Raw genomic sequence first — 19,420 nt, forward strand, 5'->3', positions numbered from 1 at the left:
GTCAACTGTTGTATTTACCTCCTTATTCACCAGACCTCAATCCCATAGAGAAATGTTGGTCTTGGCTTAAAAGTCGCATTCGTCACCAGCTCAAAGGATTTGATTGTTTGCTTTCCGGCGATTGAATCAGTTCTGCAAGCAGTGTCCTAACCGCCTTGGCGGTTGCTATATAAATAAATGACCAAGGACTCAGGAGTCAGGAGGCAAGAAAGAAGAAGAAAGAGACAGTTTTTTGATTGCGCTCTTATCCGGACATGATATTATGCCTAAGTCCTAAAAGTATTGGCATTGCTGATTTGGGGTATGATTTGTATTTTTTGGCGATTGCTAAACTATATCAATGACAAATATTTGAGATTCTTCAGTTTTTATTTTCATACCTTGATTCAGCAACGCCAAAGTATTAATCACAGCTCGATCTTAGAGCTGATTTATAAAGTAAATGTTAAATTAGCTAATCTCTTGACCATTAGGCAGATTCAGGAACCATAAATCATGGTCTCACTCACTTGTGAATACACCTCATAATCTTTACTTAAACGCCTAAATCTGTTTAACAATTCCATTTGTGCGTTCCACAATCCACCGCTTCGGTAGTTTCTCAAAAGTTTTGGTTTTTCGCTCAATTACTTCCACTAGTACTCGTTCTCCACAAACTTTCTGAACTGCCTTGGCGAAATTTTTACCAGAATATCCTTGATCTACCCATATCACTTCCAGTGAGCGACAACTTATCCCTGGCTTCGTTGAGCACAACTATAGCTCCCAATCTCTCAGAAGCATTTGCTTGAGTTACTCAAACACCTATTAATAGTCCTTGAGAGTCTACAACTATATGGCGCTTACGCCCTTTAACCTTTTTTCCACCATCGAAACCATAGACACAGCCCTTTTTTCTGTTGTTTTGACTGACTGAGAATCAGCGAACGCCACACTAGAATTTTGACCTGTTTCTAGTTGAACTCTTAGTTTTTGGCAGACTCGAGCGTGGATTTGCTCCCATATACCACGACGTTGCCATTTCTGAAAATACCTATATACAGTTGTGTAGGGAGGTAAGTCATGGGATATCATTTCCCACTGACATCCAGTCCGTTGTACATAAAATACACCGTTGATCATCTCTGTTAAATCCACTTCAATGGGATGACCAAACCCTTTTGGTTTAGGTAGCAAAGGCTTGAGTATTTCCCACTCTAAATCACTTAGATCACTTGGGTATAGCTGACGTTGAGGCTTAACGAGCGCAGGTATACGGCTGATTAGTCACAATTATATCTAGACTATCATTGATAGTAAAACTATGATTCACTCTTATGTAGCTTTCTTTAGATTTTCTTTATTAATCAGCTCTTATAGAACCCCTAACCGTATCTTTTATTGAAATACAAAGGCTTCAGGAAAGCCGTTTTAAGGAGCCTAACAACTATAAGGGTTCAGGAAACCGAAAAATTATGAAAAATGACTGCCAGAATCATAAAACCCAGATGGGTATTGAACTTGTAACTTCTTAAATAGATACCAAATGGCTTCCATAGATATAGTACTACGCAAATAGGTTAGGGCAATGATAAACACTCAAATGAGTGTCAGGGATTACTTCTAACTTCTAACTTCTGACTTGCGCGTAGCGCTATAACCATCCTTTACTTATTGAAGCCATCTAGCAATATCTTTCGCGTGGTAAGTTAAGATCAAATCGCTAACCAGCACGTTTTAGAACTACGTTATTGACTAAGAAAAAGTTTATGGGATCTTGATCTAAAATTTAATACTCAAATAACAATTCTTTATATTTAGTATGGCCAATTGATCGTAATCACATCACTAATTAGTAAAATTTGATATAATTTAAAATTTTTGACAAACCACTTTCCCAATGCTCAAAAAAATAAAAACTATAAAACAAAATGTTAAATATCACCAAAATAAAAATTTAGTACTAAAATGCAGCAAAAGTTAAAATTTTTGCTACTCAAATTACTTAGGAGTTAATATTATGAATGAATCGGCACCTGTGCCAATAGGAATTGTAGGTGCTTCCGGCTATGGCGGGGTGCAACTTGTCAAGCTGCTTGAGGATCATCCAAAGGCTGAGGTTGTGTACTTGGGGGGTGACAGCAGTGCGGGGAAACCTTTTTCTTCAATCTACCCTCACTTGGAGCATTCTGTAGATTTAATGGTAGAGGCAATAGATTTGGACAAGATATCCAGTAAATGTCAGGTAGTCTTCCTTTCTCTTCCCAATGGTTTAGCTTGGAAGATGGCACCAACTCTGTTGGAAAAGGGATGTAAAGTATTGGACTTATCCGCTGACTATCGATTTTCTAATTTAGAGACTTATCAATCTTGGTATGGTGGAGAACGCACAGATAAACAAATAGTTGCAACTGCTGTCTACGGGTTACCAGAATTGTATCGCGATCGCATTGCCAATGCTCAACTTATAGGTTGCCCTGGTTGCTATGTCACGGCTAGTCTTTTAGCACTTTCCCCACTATTTAAACAGGGTTTGATAGTACCGGAAACTGCAATTATTGATGCGAAGTCAGGGACTTCTGGAGGTGGTCGCAAAGCAGCTATTAATATGTTACTAGCTGAGGCGGATAATTCTATTGGTGCTTATGGAGTAGCTAGTCATCGACATACTCCAGAGATTGAACAAATTTGTGGTAATTTGGCTGGTTATGATGTGAAGGTGCAATTTACTCCTCATCTGATGCCAATGGTGCGGGGAATATTAGCTACAGTTTATGGTACTCTGCGAGACCCTGGGTTAGTGCGAGAAGATTTGCTGACTATTTATAATGCTTTTTATCGTAATTGCCCTTGGGTGAAAGTATTGCCTAGTGGTACTTATCCTCAAACTAAATGGGCTTGTGGCACTAATCTCTGTTATCTTGGTATTGAGGTGGATCACCGTACTGATAGAGTGATTATTATGTCAGCTATTGATAATTTGATTAAAGGTCAAGCTGGTCAGGGTGTTCAGTGTATGAATTTGATGATGGGTTGGGAAGAAACCCTGGGATTACCCCAGTTGAGTTTTTATCCCTAACAGTATAGCGCTACGCACTAGGGAATAGGGAACAGGGAACAGGAAATAGCAAACTGTCAAAGGGTTTTAGGATTGAAAAATGTCTTAACCAGTTCTTGTAGTTCTATATATATAGATTTGTTTTCTGTTGCTTGCTAAAGCTGAAAAACATGGACTATCCAAGACTTATATCTACAAAATGTCTATGTTTTTACGTCATTAACTAGCTATAGCGCGCTTCAGCATTTTCCTTACCGGAATGCTTTGCAAACAGCGCTTCAGCTTTTTAAGCTTGGATTAAATCCCGGCAGCTAATGCGCAGGATAGTTGAGTCGGGGTTGAAATCCCCGACGAGAGTGTCAAAAAAAGTCAATCATGCTGAGTGCTGACCGCTGAGTGCTGACTGCTATTTAATCGAAGAACGTGTCTAGGATTGTCTAGATTTTTAGAAGGTGTCTATCCATACCCAAATTTGTTTCTGGCAGTTAGTTAGTTTTCAGTGGTGTTATGCCATCTACTAACCTAACTGCTGATATCAAATCCGGTTAAACAGTTATAGAATGGTTAAGTCGAGTTGGAGTCAGAAGTCAGAATTGCTGAATTCAGGAGGAGAAAGAATTAGAAAGATGAGCGTAGTTATGGCAATTGGAGAATTTTTTTTATGTCCAATTAAGAGGATTTGATATGACTTCTAGGCTTAAACTTTGTGCTGTAGATGGAGCGATCGCCTTTTGATCGGGAATCGGAAGTGGTATAGTTCTTTAGCTTTTAATATCATGTCTCTTTAGAATACCCACAATAAAAAATTTAGGGAACAGGGAGAAATTTATTAGAGAAAATATCTTTATTATGATATCATATCGGGTAGCATCGGATCATGTATAGAATTCAGTCAAAATTGTAAGAAACTCTTCAGCTCCCCCTGCCTTCTGCCCTTTGCCTTCTTCCACTAAAGTATAATACCATTTCTTAAAAAAAATGTTATATTTGAGGCGTGCGATCGCACGCCTCAAGAGTCATCATCAAGATATGGTAAATTACTGTCATCTCAAAATTATTGAAACACGGCTGTCAACTCCAAGAGGTTTTAACTCAGCAGAAAACTACTGCCACATATCGTAAAGTTCAAGCTTTATATTTGTTAAAAACTGGACAAATCAAAACTGTTAAAGGAATAGCACAAGCAGTGGGAGTACATCAAGTGAGCGTACATCGGTGGTTTAAAGAATATGCTGAAACTGGATTAAAATCATGATTAACTGTCAAAAAAACTACTGGTCGTCCAAAGGCAATTTCATCTACTGCTGAAACTGGATTAAAGCTCATATTAAATCAGCCACTCGGATGGATTTAAAAGCTACGGAGCTATTCAGGAATGGCTTCGCTGTGAATATGGGGAAGATGTTGATTATAAAACTCTTTACGGAATCATCAGATCTAAATTTAAGGCCAAATTAAAACTTCCCAGAAAGTTTTCAGTAAAAAAAGAACCAGAACCAGCTGAAAGCTTTAAAAAAAAACTAATATCTAACTGAGAAACTATTAAATTTTTACTCGTCAATTTTTCCCAAGATTTCTGTAAACAACCATTACGCTATTTTTGCCAAGATGAAACTCCTATCGGTTTAAAAACAATTGAACCTCGATTAATCACTGCTTGTGGAGTCAAACCTACTGGAAAAGTCCAATGGGATTTCAAAGCTATTTATATATATGGGGTTGTGGAACCCGCCACGGGAGAATCTTTGTTTTGAGAATTTTCTCATTTGGATGCTGAATGTTTTCAAGTTTATTTAAACCAATTATCTGCTCAATATAATAATAGTATAAATATTATCCAATTAGATAATAGTACAGCCCATACAGCCAAAAAAATCAAAGTTCCTGAAAATATTATTTTACTATTTCAACCCCCACATAGTCCAGAAATTAATCCCATAGAACGACTTTGGCAATACATGAAGGATCATTTAAGTTGGGGAATATATGAAACTTTAGAAGATTTGAGAACAAATCTCACAGAGATGATTAACAACCTCTCAAATGAAATTATAGCATCAATAACAGGGTGGAATTATATTGTTGAGGCTTTAAATATAGCCAATTTATGATCTATGAAGATTAATGCCTCTATCAGTTGACGATCGCTGCTACAAAAATCACACAATTTTTCAGAAATGGTATAAGTATTCAAGCAGACATGATATGGCTAATTAATGGGCGTTGTCAGAAAAGAAGATGATTGAGAGAATGATCAGCGTGTAAAGTTCAAGGAAAAATGCAATGGAATATCCAGAATGCCACAGTCACCACATCCATAAAAATGGTCACGCGAAAAGGTAAACAAAATTATATCTGTGTCAAGTGTGGTCGTCAATTGATCGCAGAATATCAACCCATACGGATATAGTGATGATCTCAAACGCAACTGCTGGAAAATGTATGTTAATGGCACGAAAACCCATGCCATAGAGAGAATTACAGGAGTTTCACGCACAACTATTATGGATGGGGTCAAACTTGTGGGAATACTTCTACCAGATGCCTATGAGGCAGAAACTATCCCAGAGATCGGAGAATTGGAGCAACTAGAAACCTTATAATTAAGTCGTGCAACCCCGCCTTGACTGGCGAAATATTTTTGGAGAGTTGCTCACGCATCCCCTACTTCCCCTCCTGGGAGGGGTTAGGGGTGGTTTAACTTCTGACTTCTGACTTCTGACTTCTGACTTCGTTAACGAACCACACCGCCACCTACGGGCCGAATATCTTCCCCTGAGAAAGGAGTTGTACCACCTTGCCAGTTGAAGTCACTGATCCGGAGGCTAAATGTACCAGTTTGTCGTCTGGGACTAAAAGTTAATATGACTCCATAAGTACGACGACTATATTCTAATGTGATTCGATCGTCGAGAATATCACCATTTTCTATGTTGATTCCACTTTGATAGCCAACCCGAAAACCTTTATAAATCTGTTGGACAAGACCAAATAAGAGGACATTCGTGTCTTCAACGCGGTCAAAGAAAAAAGGTGACTGACCACTTAGACCTGTCTGGCTATAAGTTAAGTTGAATCCAGTATAATCAAAAAAGTCTCTGGAAAAATGTCCAAACTGACCAGTAAACCCAAGACTGCCACGAAGATAAGATTGGTCTTCATCGTTACTATAAAGGCTAGTAGCACCAGTCAGTCCTAAGACCATTTGCACAAATGGAACTACTGGTTTGCTGGTATATCTCAAGCCTTCGGTCGGGGTCGCTGGCAATGCTTCTCCACTCCAGATAGTTAGTGGGTATCTCAGAGAGACTACGCTCTGGAAACGACCAAGGTCAGCTCGTGCTTTAGCATCGTCGTCATCATTTTCATCATTTTCATCGGGTAAGGGTTCAAATGGTTGGAGGTCTGTTAATAATTCCCGACGGTCTGTTCTGGCATTGACAACTTGATAACCTGTCTGAAAACTTAGTTGGGCACCAGTTTCTCCTAGTGGTATTAGGGGGGAGGTAAGAACGACACCTGCGCTGCTGTGAACTGTTTGAAATCCTAAACTACCATTGAATAAGCGATCGCGATAACTATACTCTCCTGTTAAATTGTAACCTTGGTATAACTGTCTTAGTCGAACGCTACCCCGAAAGTCGTCTTCTTCTAGGTCGGGAAAGTCTTTAAATGTGAGAAATGTGGCTCGTCCTTCTAGTTGAGTTGTGGGGGTTATGGAACCGTTTACCGAAGCTTTGAGACCAAACACATTATCATCTATGGGGGAGTCGCCTTCATCTCCTAAAAAGGCTCTTTCTAAGTAATATTGGGGAGTTAGTCTGACTTGAAATGGTATTTGAAGTGGGGGTTCAAATGTAGTTTCAACAAATAATCCTCCTCTATCATCTTGGTCATAACCAATTTGAATTGGCAGGGGGTCTCTTTGGTTACGGTCAATAATTGTTCGTTCGCGAAATAGTGGTAAACTAAAGCGATTGTCGAATACTAACCGTGCTTTTTTGGTGATTAGTTCATCTTGAAAGGGTGATAGGGGTTTGAGTGTAGCACGCTCGCTTCTTAATTCTACTTCTGGGGGTGAGAACGGATCGTTGGTGAGTCGGAGATTTGTGGCTTCCCAGGTGCCTGCACCTAATAAGTTGAGACGGTCTGCTTCAAAGCGCAGTCTATTAACTGTTCCTGCTTGTTCGGGTGCTTCTAGTTTGGGTTCAAATGTAACTTTTGTGCCTTCAGTTGCTTTGACATTTGTTGGTGGTTGAGTAGCACTGATGCGATCGCTTAATGTTCTTGCTTGTAATGCTCCTACTCCTTCTGTGGTGGGTAGGGATGATGAGGATCTTTCTTCGGCGTTACCGACAAATATAATTCCACTTGCTTGTTCAATTACTCCTTTGTCTAGGGTAAAGTTGTATTCCATGCGTTCTCCTAGCAATACTTGTTGCCCTTGAGTAAAAACAGCATTTCCCGTAGCCAGGAGTTGACGAGTTGTTAAGTTAATTTGTACTTTGTCTGCGTTAACGAGTCTTTGACTAAATCGCACTATTACTTTACCTTCTGCTGTAATTAGTCGCCGTTGGTCGTCATATTCTTGACGCTCTGCTGTTACTTCTACTACATCTGCTGGCAAGGGTACTGTAATAGGTTGTTTATTTTCTGTTTCTTCGTCTGACTCTTGGGTTTGAGATTCTGGATCTGCTATGGGAACGGGTGTTTCTTCTTCTTTTGATTCTGGGACATCTGGCTGGTCTATAGGTTGTTGCTCTTGGGGAAGATTGGGCAATTTTGGGGAACTATCTTCTATTGTTTGTCCTATTTCAAGTGTTTGTTTTTGTGTCTGTGTTTCAAGTTGCTCTGGTTGACTGAAAAATTTTGAGGTAATTATTTTTTGCTTGGTACTTGCAGTATTCTTACTGAAATGTTCTAGAATGTCTCTACTGTTTGAGCTATATAAGTTTATTTGTGTAGTAGTTTCTTCTTCTTGTTTTCTGGCTGTATATTCGGAGAAATTTGAGAAGGAAGTAGAGGAGAATGTTAGTTTTCTATCTAAATTAATTTGGTTTTCGATAGTAGAAATTTTTTCTGCTGATGATATATCTATTTCTACAGGTGGTCCCAGACTTGCTGAGGTTGTATGAATTGGACTTACTGGACTAACAGGGTCAAAGGTGGATTTAATTTGAGGAATTTTGTATAATACGGTTTCTCTGAATTCTTGTCCTGAGAAAGTGTTTTTTGCAGACAATATGATTTCCTCAGTCCCCTGGTTTGATTTTGGCAGTGGGCTAGGTACTTGCTGTCGTAATTTTGTAACAGATTGGGTTACCGTTTGTGAAGGGAGGGTTTCAACTATTGGAGGTAGTTGTGGTGGGGGCAGAGGATAGGACATATTTCAGATAGAAACATTAAGCTCAAAGGTTAAAGATCGGAGTCGATCATAAACTTAAGAGTTAGAACTTTTACAGAAGATTTATCAATTCAAGAGTAAAAATCTAATTAGCTTGGCCTGGAGATTACTTTTTTCCACTCTTTAGGGTCTGGATATATTATTAAGTTACTCACTGAATTTGATTTTACATATCATATTTTATAAATTATGTCAAAAACTAGCCTGGAATATAACACTTAATCAGATTAGTGGACTTCCAGGCTGACTGAAATCTTGGTGCAAGTTTTTACTCAGTCTCTAAAAATATAGAGATTTTATTACTCCATATCTCGACCACTAGGGTTACGAGCAGGATCGTTGGACAAGAATCCAAAAATGAATAATGCAACAAAGAAGAGGACGACAATATTAACGACTATTTTTAGAGTTAGCATCTATTAGTTTTCTCCCAGGATGTGAAAAATTGATATTGATTATGAAAAATCTACAACTTTCTTATCATATCTAAATATTGTCTCATTTGACTACAATATATGTGTCAAATATTTTTCAACTTCTTTTGGCTCCATTGCCAGACTTGTGCAAATACTTTTTCTATCCAGGTCATAACCACATCCACCCATCCCAATATTTCTTCTAGAGGATGTTTGATATATCCTATTGAAACTGAGGCTACTTCTAAGCAGTCTTGTTCTTGCTGGTAATCTGGCCTACTATCTTCTCTACTATAATATTGAATCGAAACTTTGGCATTTTTTGTGGTCTGGGAAAAGTTTTGTTCATTTGTCTTTGTTAAAGTTTTGATGCTCCTGCCTCGATTTTCTCTAAATCTGATAGTTTCTATGTTGGCAGAATTATTAGAAGTGAAAATGGTCTTTTGAGAAGAGTTCTGTACCTGGTCTTCCTCTTGTTTTACTTCTAACAATGATTCAAAGGGTAATTCTTCTATGTTAATAGGTGGTAGTAATTCATTTAAACCTAGACTTCTAGTAATTGGGTGTATGTAATGTTTAGCTATATTGTTAATAAAGTCACGGAAAATTAGATTGGAACTTGACAATAATGGCAGTGTTTGGTAATTATTTTTTTCCTGAATTAGTTTATTTTTCTCCGGGGGTAATTTCAATTCCTCAAATAGATTGAACCATAAGGCTATTTGACTGGTTTGCACCCAGGCCATAATTTGCCAGAAAATACTCATATATCTAGAGTTGGGTGCAATTTCGGCGCATGGTTGAAGTTGCAATGGGGTGTTGTTTTCTAAGTAAGCTGTTAAGATAAGTGGCTGTTTTTGTTGGTCTTTGGTCAAAAGTTCAGATTTTTGATGATTATCTGCCAGGGTGTCTTGATTTTCAAATTTAATGTCTAGTCTTGGGAAAAGTTCAGATTTGGGTTTAATTAGGGAAGAAGTTGAGGTGTTTACTGGGAGTTTAGCTGCTGGTGGGGTGACTGTTTGTATTGTTGTTAGTGATGCTTGCTGAATAGGTTGGTTAGTATTTTGATGATTTTTAGTTGTTTCATTATTGACTTTATTTGTGATTTGTGGTTTTTTTACGGATGCCTTTTTTCCTAGCTGTTTGACTGCTAGGCGAGAGGTTTGCAGCAACACATATATTGGATAAAGTAGCAATTGAATTGTGTTGGTAGTTGCAAATTTTACTTGATTGAAGACGCGATCGCTTCTATCTAATATTTGGCGATATTTTTCAGAAACAAAGTTTAATACTTTACTTTTATAAGGACTTGATGTCATTTTTATTTTAAATTTTTGATAGGGGTAGGTTTATTTATTTTCATGATTTTCTTTTTCTTGCTCCGTCTTTACGCGCTCGGAAACCTCAGCGCAGGCAGTGCGCTTTTTTGAAGCAATAGGGAATAGGAGAAGGCGATCGGATAATTTTTATAGAGTTAAAAGTGAACTAATTATAGAGAGTAGTATGTTACTAAACAGCTTTATTATATCTCAGAAGCGAAGTTTTATGAGACTCTGGAGTTAGGAATAAGTTTGTTTCAGTTATGAGTAAATTGAAATATGAAATATGATTTGGCTTTACTTATCTATGGAGTAGCTAAGGTTTTGATGAAAATTTTTTTTCTATGAGGAAAGCTAATCAAGGACTTAGGTGAGTTGCAAGAAAGTTGTTGTTAGAAAAAAATCAGAATCTACTTCTACATCTCAATTTCAATTAGAAAGAATATCGGGCAAGGCAAACGCATCTTATTTTGAAGTTCTAACAGGGCAAGGATGTTAGGGTTCTGAGTGTTTATACTTATTACTTCTCTAAAGCTTAACTGTAGAAGGTTCCAGAATTTAGATGCGTTGGCCCTGGAATATCGGGGAGTTTGTTGAATAAATAGTCATGCGTAGGGGCGAATAACTCCCAATACATAAATTTTCTCACAACTTTTTGGGGAATGCAAGGCAAAAAACCTGACAGATTTTTTTGAGCTTCACAAAATGCTTATTTTGCTCTTCTCAGTAGAGTGGAGCGATCGCTCATCTATATATAGCTATCGGTAAAAAGTGCAGTGTTTTTAGTTGAATAAATAGTCATGCGTAGGGGCAAACAACTCCCAATGCATAAATTTTCTCACAATTTTTTGGAGAATGCAAGGCAAAAAACCTTGGCATCACGTTTTTTTTCTGGAGCTTGACAAAATGTTTTTTTTGACTCTACTGAAATGAATATTTTCTCTCTGTTCTAAATTGAGTGGAGCGATCGCTCATCTATATATAGCTATCGGTAAAAAGTGCAGTGCTTTTAGTTGAATAAATAGTCATGCGTAGGGGCGAACAACTCCTAATACATAAATTTTCTCACAATTTTTTGGGGAATGCAAGGCTCAAAACCTCACAGATTTTTTTGAGCTTGACAAAATGTTTTTTGTGACTCTACTGAAATGAATATTTTCTCTCTGTTCTAAATTGAGTGGAGCGATCGCTTATATCTCTCTATCTATAGTTATCAGTAAAAAGTGTGGCGTTTTTAGTTGAATAAATAGTCATGCGTAGGGGCGAACAAATCCCAATACATAAATTTTCTCACAATTTTTTGGGGAATGCAAGACTAAAAACCTCACAGATTTTTTTGAGCTTCACAAAATGTTTTCTTTAACTCCATTGAAACGAATATTTTCCCTATCTTCTCAGTTGAGTGGAGCGATAGCTTATATCCTATCTATTCTTCTTCCTTCTTTCTTCTGCTATATACTCTTTCTAAACATTCAATAATCAACAAATCAAAACTTTATGCAATTTTCTATTAGAGAAATTTCAACAACTATAGAAAAACTACGAAAACTAACCCAAGTAGATATTCAAAGACAATGGCGATGTCAGCAAAGAGATATACCTTTAACCGCACTTGAAAATTTAGATACTTGGGAATTAGCCGTAACAAATGAGAGAAAACATATTGCCTGGAAAAAAGGTAAACAGATTTTATGGTTAGGGCAAAAATTGATAATTCCCTCACACTTAAACAACTATTTTTTAGCTGATTTATCTTTAAAATTAAGTTTAACTTGGTGGGCTGAATCTGCGGAAATTTATGTAAATGGAAAATTAGTACAAACAGGAGATTTATTTGACTGTTCGAGTCGAATTTTACTAACTCCAAAGGCAATGGTTGGGGAGACTTTTTTAATTGGGATTAAGTTGGTAAGTCCGGTACATGACTGGGGAGCTTTAGTAAAGTCTTGGTGCGTGTATGAAAATGTGGATAATTATCAGCTAGACCCTGGTTTATTGGCAGATGAGTTAGAAATTTTAGTTGAATATTTGGCAAAAGTTGAGACTGAGAATGACTTAGATATAGAAAGAATAAAATATGCGGTAAATTTGATAGATTGGCAGTCAGTTGGAGAGAGGGAAAAGTTTGAAGAGTGTCTGATAAAAGTTAATGCTGAAATAGTCAAAATTTCTGAGAAGTATATTAATAGTTTAAAACTGAAATTATTGGGTCATGCTCATTTAGATTTAGCTTGGTTATGGGATGTCAAAGAAACTTGGGAAGTGGCGCAACGAACTTTTGAGTCTGTATTGAATTTACAACAAGATTTTCCGGAACTTATTTTCTGTCATTCGACTCCGGCACTATATGAATGGATAGAAATAAATAGACCAGATTTATTTAATAGAATTAAAGCGCAAGTAGAGTTGGGAAAGTGGGAGTTTGTTGGGGGTTTGTGGGTAGAACCAGAGTTAAATACTGTGAGTGGGGAATCAATTGTTCGTCAGGTTTTATATGGTCAAGGTTATTTTTGGGATAAGTTTGGCAGATTTTCTCTTGTAGCTTGGTTGCCGGATAGTTTTGGTTTTTGTTGGCAACTTCCACAAATTCTTCAGGGTGGGGGTATGGAATATTTTGTGACTCAAAAGTTGCGTTGGAATGATTTTATGGAGTTTCCTTTTGAGGTTTTTTGGTGGGAAGGTTTGGATAAAAGTCGAATTTTTAGTTTGATGTTACCGCCGATAGGAGAAAGTATTGATGTTGTAAAGATGGGAAGGTTTGCTTGTGAATGGTTGGTGAAAACTAGTAGAAAAAATGTTTTGTGGTTGCCTGGGGTGGGAGACCATGGTGGGGGTCCGACTAGGGATATGTTGGAGGTGGGGAAAAGATGGCGGGAGTCTGGTTTTTTTCCTTTGTTGGAGTTTACGACTGCTGAGAATTTTTTAGTAGAGTTGGTGGGGGAAGGTTCTGATGATTATCCTGTTTGGGGGGATGAACTTTATTTGGAGTTTCATCGAGGTTGTTATACGACTCATGCTGATCAAAAGAGATGGAACCGTTGTTGTGAGGGTTTGTTGTATGAGGCGGAGTTGTTTGCTGTTTTTGCTTCGGTTGTGACTGGTGCTTTTTATCGGAAGAATGATTTGGAGGTTGCTTGGAAGGGGGTTTTGTTTAATCAGTTTCACGATATTTTGCCTGGTTCGGCTATTTCTGATGTTTATGTGGATGCTAATAATGGTTGGAGGGAGTCTGAACGGTTGGGGTTGGAAATTTTGGATGAGGCGATGGAGGCGATCGCTTCTCATATTGATTTTTGTCCGCCTTTTTCGTTTGATTCTGGTGAAGATGGGATGTTTTATCGGGTTATTGTTTTTAATTCTCTGAATTGGCAACGTTCGGAATTGGTTTCGGTTGCTTTGCCAGCGCCTCCGGAAAAAAAGGATTGTTGGGGTGTGGGGAGTAGGCAGCAGGGAGAGGGTTTGGATATGGATAATTATTCTGCTGGTATGCAAAATGATCGAAATGACTGGCTAGTTTATGACAATGAGGGAAAATTAGTTAGTTCTCAGGTGTCGGATAAGGATTTATTGTTTGTTGCTTCTGATGTACCTGGGGTTGGTTATCGAGTGTTTTGGCTATGTTGCGGGTTTTCTGGTTTGGACAAAAGACTATATATGAGCACACCTATTCCCCATTTTACAGAAAGGATAGCAGAAAAATTTGAGTTTGTCAATACTGTTAGTTTAAATGGTGAAAGATGGCTTTTAGAGAATGATTTATTACGGGTAAAGGTGGAGGGGGAAACGGGAAATTTGGAGAGTATTTTTGACAAGATTAATGAACGGGAAGTTTTGGGAAAAGGGAAGGGGAATGAATTGCAGGCTTTTCAAGATGAGGGTCAATATTGGGATGCTTGGAATATCGATCCAAATTATCAAGAATATCCTTTAGCTGCTGCAAAATTAATAGATATTGGGTGGATGGAAAAAGGAGATTTAAGAAGTTGTCTACGAGTTATTAGAAAAATAGGAAAGTCTGAGTTTTGTCAGGATTATATTTTGGAGTTTGGTTCTCCACTGCTAAAAATTAAATGTTGGGTAAATTGGCAGGAAAGTCATACTTTAGTTAAAGCTGCTTTTCCTATAAATATAGAAACGGATTTTGTTACTTATGAAATTCCTTGTGGGGCTATTAAGAGAATGACTAAGTTTCAGACAGAAAGAGATCAGGCAAAATGGGAAGTTCCGGCTTTACGTTGGGCGGATATTAGTGATGATAATTATGGGGTAAGTTTGCTGAATGATTGTAAGTATGGATATGATGCAAAGTCGAATGAATTACGTTTAACTTTATTAAGGGGTTCGACTTGGCCTGATGAGGAGGCTGATGTGGGAATTCACGAATTTACTTATGCTATTTATCCTCATTTGGGAAGTTGGGAAAGTGCTGGTACTGTGCAACGGGGTTATGAGTTAAATCTGCCTTTACTTGTTAAGGTAATGCCGTGGATTAGTTCTGAAAAATCTGGTGGAAGGTTGCCACAAATTTATCGTTTCTTAGGTTGGGAAACTGATAATTTAATTTTGATGGCGTTGAAACGGTCAGAGAATAATCAATATTGGATTTTAAGGTGTTATGAATGTTTGGGAAGAGAGGCAATTTTGAATTTGGAAAGTGATGCTGGTTTGGCAGTAGGAAAAGTTGTTGATTTGTTGGAACGAGATGTTGCTGAACCTTCTGTTGAGTTTGGGAGTAGAAGTTGTGAAATTTCACCTTGGAAAATAATCAGCTTTACTCTGGATTTTCTGGTGTGATGAATTTGGGGAAACGTTGTGAATTGAGATGAGCGATCGCTTGTCTCTATCAAGGAAAGGGAGGAAAAAGAGAAAACCTATTAGGGGGGAGAATAAAAAGAAAAAGGACTTAATTGCCCCAATGATATTCACAAGAAGTTTAAATGCAGAAGGATTTGAAGGCTGGTAATCAATATTTTGATCACCCTGATGAGAAATTCCTTGAGTATTAATTATGGATAATGCTCCAATCCATGGCAAAAATATAATTAGAGAAATGGTAGAATAAACAGAGCATCAAGTAATATTCCTCCCCAAATATTCTCCTGATTTAAATAAGATTGAACATGATTTTAGTGCATTAAAGAGAGCCAGAATGTATGGCGATTCACATAAATCTTTAGATGAAATTATTCGTGATTATTGTATAGTTTAATATCTCATTCTTAAGTTAAATAACTATAAATATAGATATAGGTTGGGCAATGCCTGACTTTTGGTTGTGGGAGATGAGAGATTTTTCTCTATTTATCCATAGATAGGTATGGAAGGTGAAATTTTTGGTTGTGGAAGATCAGAGAATTTTCTCCATTTATCTTTTGTCTGAGTCGGGAATTTCTGCTGTGAGGAAAAATCGTCGGTTTTCCTTTACCTCTGGCAGTGAAAATTTCTCTATAAATTATAGATATAGGCATGGAAAGTGAAATTTTTGGCTGTGGGAAGTGTGGGGAAATATCATTTTAATTTTAGATAAAATTTTGACTTTAATCCGAGTAAAAATTGTTGATTACTGAAAAGGGATTGCCAAGAGAATCAAATATTTATTCTAAATTTTATATAGTTATTTTTTTTTGAGTAAAATTTTTTGGAATTAACAATGAGTAATTTTGTAGAAACTGCCAAAGGATTTTATTATCAGAAATATTTAAAAGTCTATGATTAGGGAAAACCTGTAGATATTGAAGTAATTAAAGCCTATGAAAATTTGTCTTTTTATATTCACGGATTAAATATTGAAAAAGCAGAATAACTTCTACAAAAAGAATTTGTTGATGAATATAAGTATCAGTTAAGATTTGCCTTTAGTTTTGAAAACCTTGTAAGTGTTTATGGAGGACTTTATCTAAGTGATTTGCAGAAATTTGATGAGATACCAAAATGCATGGCAGTTGATGGAGAAAATGATTTTGAAGCAACAGTGAATCAACTACCAAATAGTGTTTGGGAATCCTACAAATTTTATCATAAAGCGGAAGAAGGAAACTGGGGTAAAGCTTATAGATTGAGAATAACTATTGAAGGTCAAGATACATTAGTTATTCGTACAACTACTGATGGTGCTGATGGATGGCTTGAAGTATTTGATACTCAAGGAAATAATTTAGCATCAGCTCGTACTAATTATAATGCTATTGCTTGGCGATCAATGTTTCAAATTCGTCAATATTTTCTTACAGGAAACAGATATCTTCCAGAGCTGAGGTAAATTTTTTTGAGCTTTTCATAACTGTATTTTGGCTTGTTGAAAAATATTTTTTTAGAATTGAATTTTTGGAAAATATAATATAGCAGTCGAAGGAAAGGTTAGGACAGATAAAAAGCTTAAAACTCAGACAAAGCAATATTTTTTCTTCTTTCTTTTTCCCTCTTTCTTCTTCAAGATTCAGATAAAATTTATCTAGCGATCGCCTCTTAAGTAAGTGGGTATAAATAAACATAAAACCGAGATATAGGTGCCAGGTTAGTTAAAAAAAGTGCTTACTTAATCCCTACTGTCTAATTTATCATCAACGTTTTCTATTGTTAGATTTTGAAATTTACCTGAAACTCAATAATTATTCTGTTTTTTCTAAAGTAAAATGCTTAACTGATTCTGCTAAATTCTTTGTAATATTCATAATTTTTTGTGAAGAATCATACAATTGTGTTGTGACTTGCTCAAATACTTCTATACAAATAACATCTAGAATTTACAATTTACAAGAATTCAACTGAAAATTAATTTTATTCTGTCACTTATGATTAATATAGCAATCTTATTTGAGTTGTGAGAGATTGTAGATTTTAGGGAATAGGGAATAGAGAATAGGGAATACCCAAGTAATAAAATTCTCATAAATCATGCCGGATTGCTGTATCTATATTAACTTCTAATTCACATATAATTCACATATAATTCACATATAATTGTTATTTTAGTGTGAAATTTGCCACAATTTCTGGATGATCTAGTGAAGTTACATCTAATTTATTGCTTGTTTCCTGAAATCCCAAATCCTGTATCTGAATGAATTGGAACAGGCTATATTATGATAAAATCATCATAAATTTAATATCAGAAAATAATTTAGTTAATTTCTCTATGACCGAACATTGAGGGAGGGATACCACTATATTAAGAAACTACAAAGCTGATTTACATTTTGTTACAGTAAATATATAGATTTCTCAAGAGGAAAAAATTCCCTTAATTTAAAGATTATTAACTTAGAGGAAAAATTTATGAATAGATCTTTTCGTGTCGGCAATCTATTTGGTATACCATTTTATATTAACTCATCCTGGTTCCTTGTCTTAGTTCTTGTTACTTTAACTTATAGTAGCAGTCTGGCAGAGCAATTTCCAGAATTGACTGGGATGCTACCATTGATATTAGGATTAATAGCGGCATTATTATTATTTTCTTCTGTTTTAGCTCATGAGTTAGGTCATAGTTTTGTTGCTCTATCTCAAGGAATAGAAGTAAAATCAATTACCTTATTTTTGTTTGGAGGTTTAGCTAGTTTAGATAGAGAATCAAAAACTCCTGGAGAAGCATTTTCGGTGGCAATTGCAGGTCCGTTAGTAAGTATAGTTTTATTTGGTTTATTTACTATAATTAATACATTTACAGCCATCAACGGACCATTAGCTGCAATTCTCCAACTCTTAGCTTACATCAACTTAGTTTTAGCATTATTCAACTTAATTCCTGGCTTACCTCTCGATGGTGGAAACATTCTCAAATCCATTGTTTGGAAAATCACAAATAACCCTTACAAAGGAGTTATTTTTGCTAGTAGAGTAGGTCAAGTATTTGGTTGGTTGGCAATAGTTTCTAGTTTGATTCCTACTTTTTTATCTGGTAGTTTTCCTAATATTTGGAATATTCTAATTGGTTCGTTTTTACTACAAAATGCTGGTCGTTCTGCCCAATATGCAGAAATCCAAGGTACTCTTGCAGACTTAACTGCAGCAGATGCTATTATTCTCGATCGCCCAATTGTTTCAGCTAGTCTTTCTCTACGAGAATTTGTGAATGAATATATAATTGGGAAAGATAGTAGAAAACAGTTTTTAGTTATTAATGAAGTAGATCAGTTAGTAGGAGTAATTAACGTTGATGATTTGAAAGTAGTTAATACCTCTGAGTGGCCTTTAGTTATGGTAAAAGAATTAACGAAACCTGTAATAAATATGGAGACTGTGGTAGCTAAAACTTCTCTTTTAGAAGTAGTTTCTTTATTGGAACAAAAGCAAATTAATGAATTAACTGTTATTGATGAAAACGGTGTTTTAGTTGGGTTAATTGAAAAAGCTTCAATTAGGAGTCTGTTGGAAAACAAAGCTCAGGTAAAATCTGCTTAGGTCAATGGAATAGAAAAATCTTTAATCTGTTAGATCGCGGGAGTCAGGAGTTAGGAGTCAGATGAATGGCTTCTATACCAACTCTTCGCTCATAAATTCTCTTTTTTGTCAAAGGAAAATTTCCTGCAATTGTCTTTTAATTACACTTATTATTCGACTACATTCTTTTTTCAAATTCGTATTATTGGCAGAGAATATATGGTGTCGTTCAAAACATAGATATGAATGTGAAATAGGAGTCAGAATGAATGGCTTCTATACCAGTTTTTTGGTCATAAATTTCCTGCAATTGTTTTTTAATTACACTTATTATTCGACTACATTCTTTTTTCAAATTCGTATTATTGGCAGAGAATATGTGGTGTCGTTCAAAACAAAAATATGAATGTTAAAATTGAAGTTTTCTTGTATATCTAAGCAATCGGGAATAGAGAAAGAGTGAGAATATTGTAGAATTAGAGAGAAAATTTTTGTTAATTAACTAAGGAATGAAAATCAATTAAAACCAGATAAAATTAATTACTTTTAAGAGGTTTTATCAGATCTCAAACATAAATTTCCGGTCTTATTTAATTTACTTTCCTTAGAATATATAATATATAGCAATCAAAGGGAAGGGCGCGGATAGATCAAAAGTTTAAAGTTCAGACAAGACAATATTTTTCCTTCTTCCTTCTTCCTTCTTTTCTCTGCTATGTCTTGAAGACTCAACTCTGTAACTAGTGCAGGATGGCAGAAATAAGTGACCAGTAGGAGCAATGCCCTCTTCCTGAGATAGAATACTCAGAGGTGCGATCGCATCGGAGAGGCCAGCCCCAAAAAGTGACCACTAAAAAAAAGTGAT

Annotated in this window: 9 protein-coding genes and 4 pseudogenes; 9 read left to right on the forward strand and 4 right to left on the reverse strand. The window is 36.2% G+C overall.

All coding sequences use genetic code 11. From position 1 onward, the window contains the following. A pseudogene (locus F6K06_RS30990) lies at window positions 1-150 on the forward strand (transposase); the annotation flags it as partial. A gap of 329 nt (window positions 151-479) precedes the next feature. Here F6K06_RS30990 and F6K06_RS30995 read toward each other — a convergent pair. Then, a pseudogene (locus F6K06_RS30995) lies at window positions 480-1,254 on the reverse strand (IS5 family transposase). Window positions 1,255-1,999: 745 nt separating this feature from the next. Between F6K06_RS30995 and argC the strand changes: the two are divergent. The 4 genes and pseudogenes from argC to F6K06_RS31015 all read left to right on the forward strand — a co-directional run. Next, the gene (argC, locus tag F6K06_RS31000; RefSeq protein WP_287244561.1) at window positions 2,000-3,058 is read left to right on the forward strand and encodes an N-acetyl-gamma-glutamyl-phosphate reductase; all 1,059 of its coding nucleotides are present in this window, start codon (window positions 2,000-2,002) and stop codon (window positions 3,056-3,058) included. A 1,036-nt stretch (window positions 3,059-4,094) separates the two neighbouring features. After that, the gene (locus tag F6K06_RS31005) at window positions 4,095-4,292 is read left to right on the forward strand and encodes a helix-turn-helix domain-containing protein (protein WP_287244564.1); all 198 of its coding nucleotides are present in this window, start codon (window positions 4,095-4,097) and stop codon (window positions 4,290-4,292) included. Window positions 4,293-4,803: 511 nt separating this feature from the next. Continuing rightward, the gene (locus tag F6K06_RS31010; RefSeq protein WP_124145589.1) at window positions 4,804-5,148 is read left to right on the forward strand and encodes a transposase; all 345 of its coding nucleotides are present in this window, start codon (window positions 4,804-4,806) and stop codon (window positions 5,146-5,148) included. A gap of 172 nt (window positions 5,149-5,320) precedes the next feature. Continuing rightward, window positions 5,321-5,634, forward strand: a pseudogene (locus tag F6K06_RS31015) (IS1 family transposase); the annotation flags it as partial. Between the two features lie 137 nt (window positions 5,635-5,771). Here F6K06_RS31015 and F6K06_RS31020 read toward each other — a convergent pair. The 3 genes from F6K06_RS31020 to F6K06_RS31030 all read right to left on the reverse strand — a co-directional run bounded on the left by F6K06_RS31020 (window position 5,772) and on the right by F6K06_RS31030 (window position 10,176). After that, on the reverse strand, window positions 5,772-8,423 hold the full coding sequence (locus F6K06_RS31020) for a DUF3769 domain-containing protein (RefSeq protein ID WP_287244568.1): 2,652 nt from the start codon (window positions 8,421-8,423) through the stop codon (window positions 5,772-5,774). Between the two features lie 317 nt (window positions 8,424-8,740). Further along, a complete protein-coding gene (locus tag F6K06_RS31025; protein WP_124145587.1) occupies window positions 8,741-8,857 on the reverse strand; it encodes a photosystem II reaction center protein I in 117 nt (38 codons plus the stop codon). Between the two features lie 104 nt (window positions 8,858-8,961). Further along, the gene (locus F6K06_RS31030; RefSeq protein WP_124145586.1) at window positions 8,962-10,176 is read right to left on the reverse strand and encodes a hypothetical protein; all 1,215 of its coding nucleotides are present in this window, start codon (window positions 10,174-10,176) and stop codon (window positions 8,962-8,964) included. Between the two features lie 1,497 nt (window positions 10,177-11,673). Between F6K06_RS31030 and F6K06_RS31035 the strand changes: the two genes are divergently transcribed. The 4 genes and pseudogenes from F6K06_RS31035 (at window position 11,674) to F6K06_RS31050 (ending at window position 18,576) form a co-directional block, all read left to right on the forward strand. Next, window positions 11,674-14,970 carry an alpha-mannosidase gene (locus tag F6K06_RS31035; protein WP_124145585.1) on the forward strand — a complete coding sequence of 1,099 codons (3,297 nt, stop codon included), beginning with the start codon at window positions 11,674-11,676 and terminating at the stop codon, window positions 14,968-14,970. Between the two features lie 50 nt (window positions 14,971-15,020). Further along, window positions 15,021-15,385: pseudogene (locus F6K06_RS31040) on the forward strand (transposase); the annotation flags it as partial. Window positions 15,386-16,081: 696 nt separating this feature from the next. Further along, window positions 16,082-16,435, forward strand: coding sequence for a hypothetical protein (locus F6K06_RS31045; RefSeq protein ID WP_124155600.1), 354 nt, complete (start codon window positions 16,082-16,084; stop codon window positions 16,433-16,435). 1,016 nt (window positions 16,436-17,451) lie between these two features. Continuing rightward, window positions 17,452-18,576, forward strand: coding sequence for a site-2 protease family protein (locus F6K06_RS31050; protein ID WP_124145583.1), 1,125 nt, complete (start codon window positions 17,452-17,454; stop codon window positions 18,574-18,576). The last annotated feature ends 844 nt before the right edge of the window (window positions 18,577-19,420 follow it).

This window comes from Okeania sp. SIO1H4 (assembly GCF_010672695.1).
GTDB lineage: Bacteria > Cyanobacteriota > Cyanobacteriia > Cyanobacteriales > Microcoleaceae > Okeania > Okeania hirsuta.

Coding starts and splice junctions, on each gene's coding strand:
- argC (WP_287244561.1), top strand. CDS start 2,000: ATGAATGAATCGGCACCTGTGCCAATAGGAATTGTAGGTGCTTCCGGC.
- F6K06_RS31020 (WP_287244568.1), bottom strand. CDS start 8,423: ATGTCCTATCCTCTGCCCCCACCACAACTACCTCCAATAGTTGAAACC.
- F6K06_RS31025 (WP_124145587.1), bottom strand. CDS start 8,857: ATGCTAACTCTAAAAATAGTCGTTAATATTGTCGTCCTCTTCTTTGTT.
- F6K06_RS31030 (WP_124145586.1), bottom strand. CDS start 10,176: ATGACATCAAGTCCTTATAAAAGTAAAGTATTAAACTTTGTTTCTGAA.
- F6K06_RS31035 (WP_124145585.1), top strand. CDS start 11,674: ATGCAATTTTCTATTAGAGAAATTTCAACAACTATAGAAAAACTACGA.
- F6K06_RS31050 (WP_124145583.1), top strand. CDS start 17,452: ATGAATAGATCTTTTCGTGTCGGCAATCTATTTGGTATACCATTTTAT.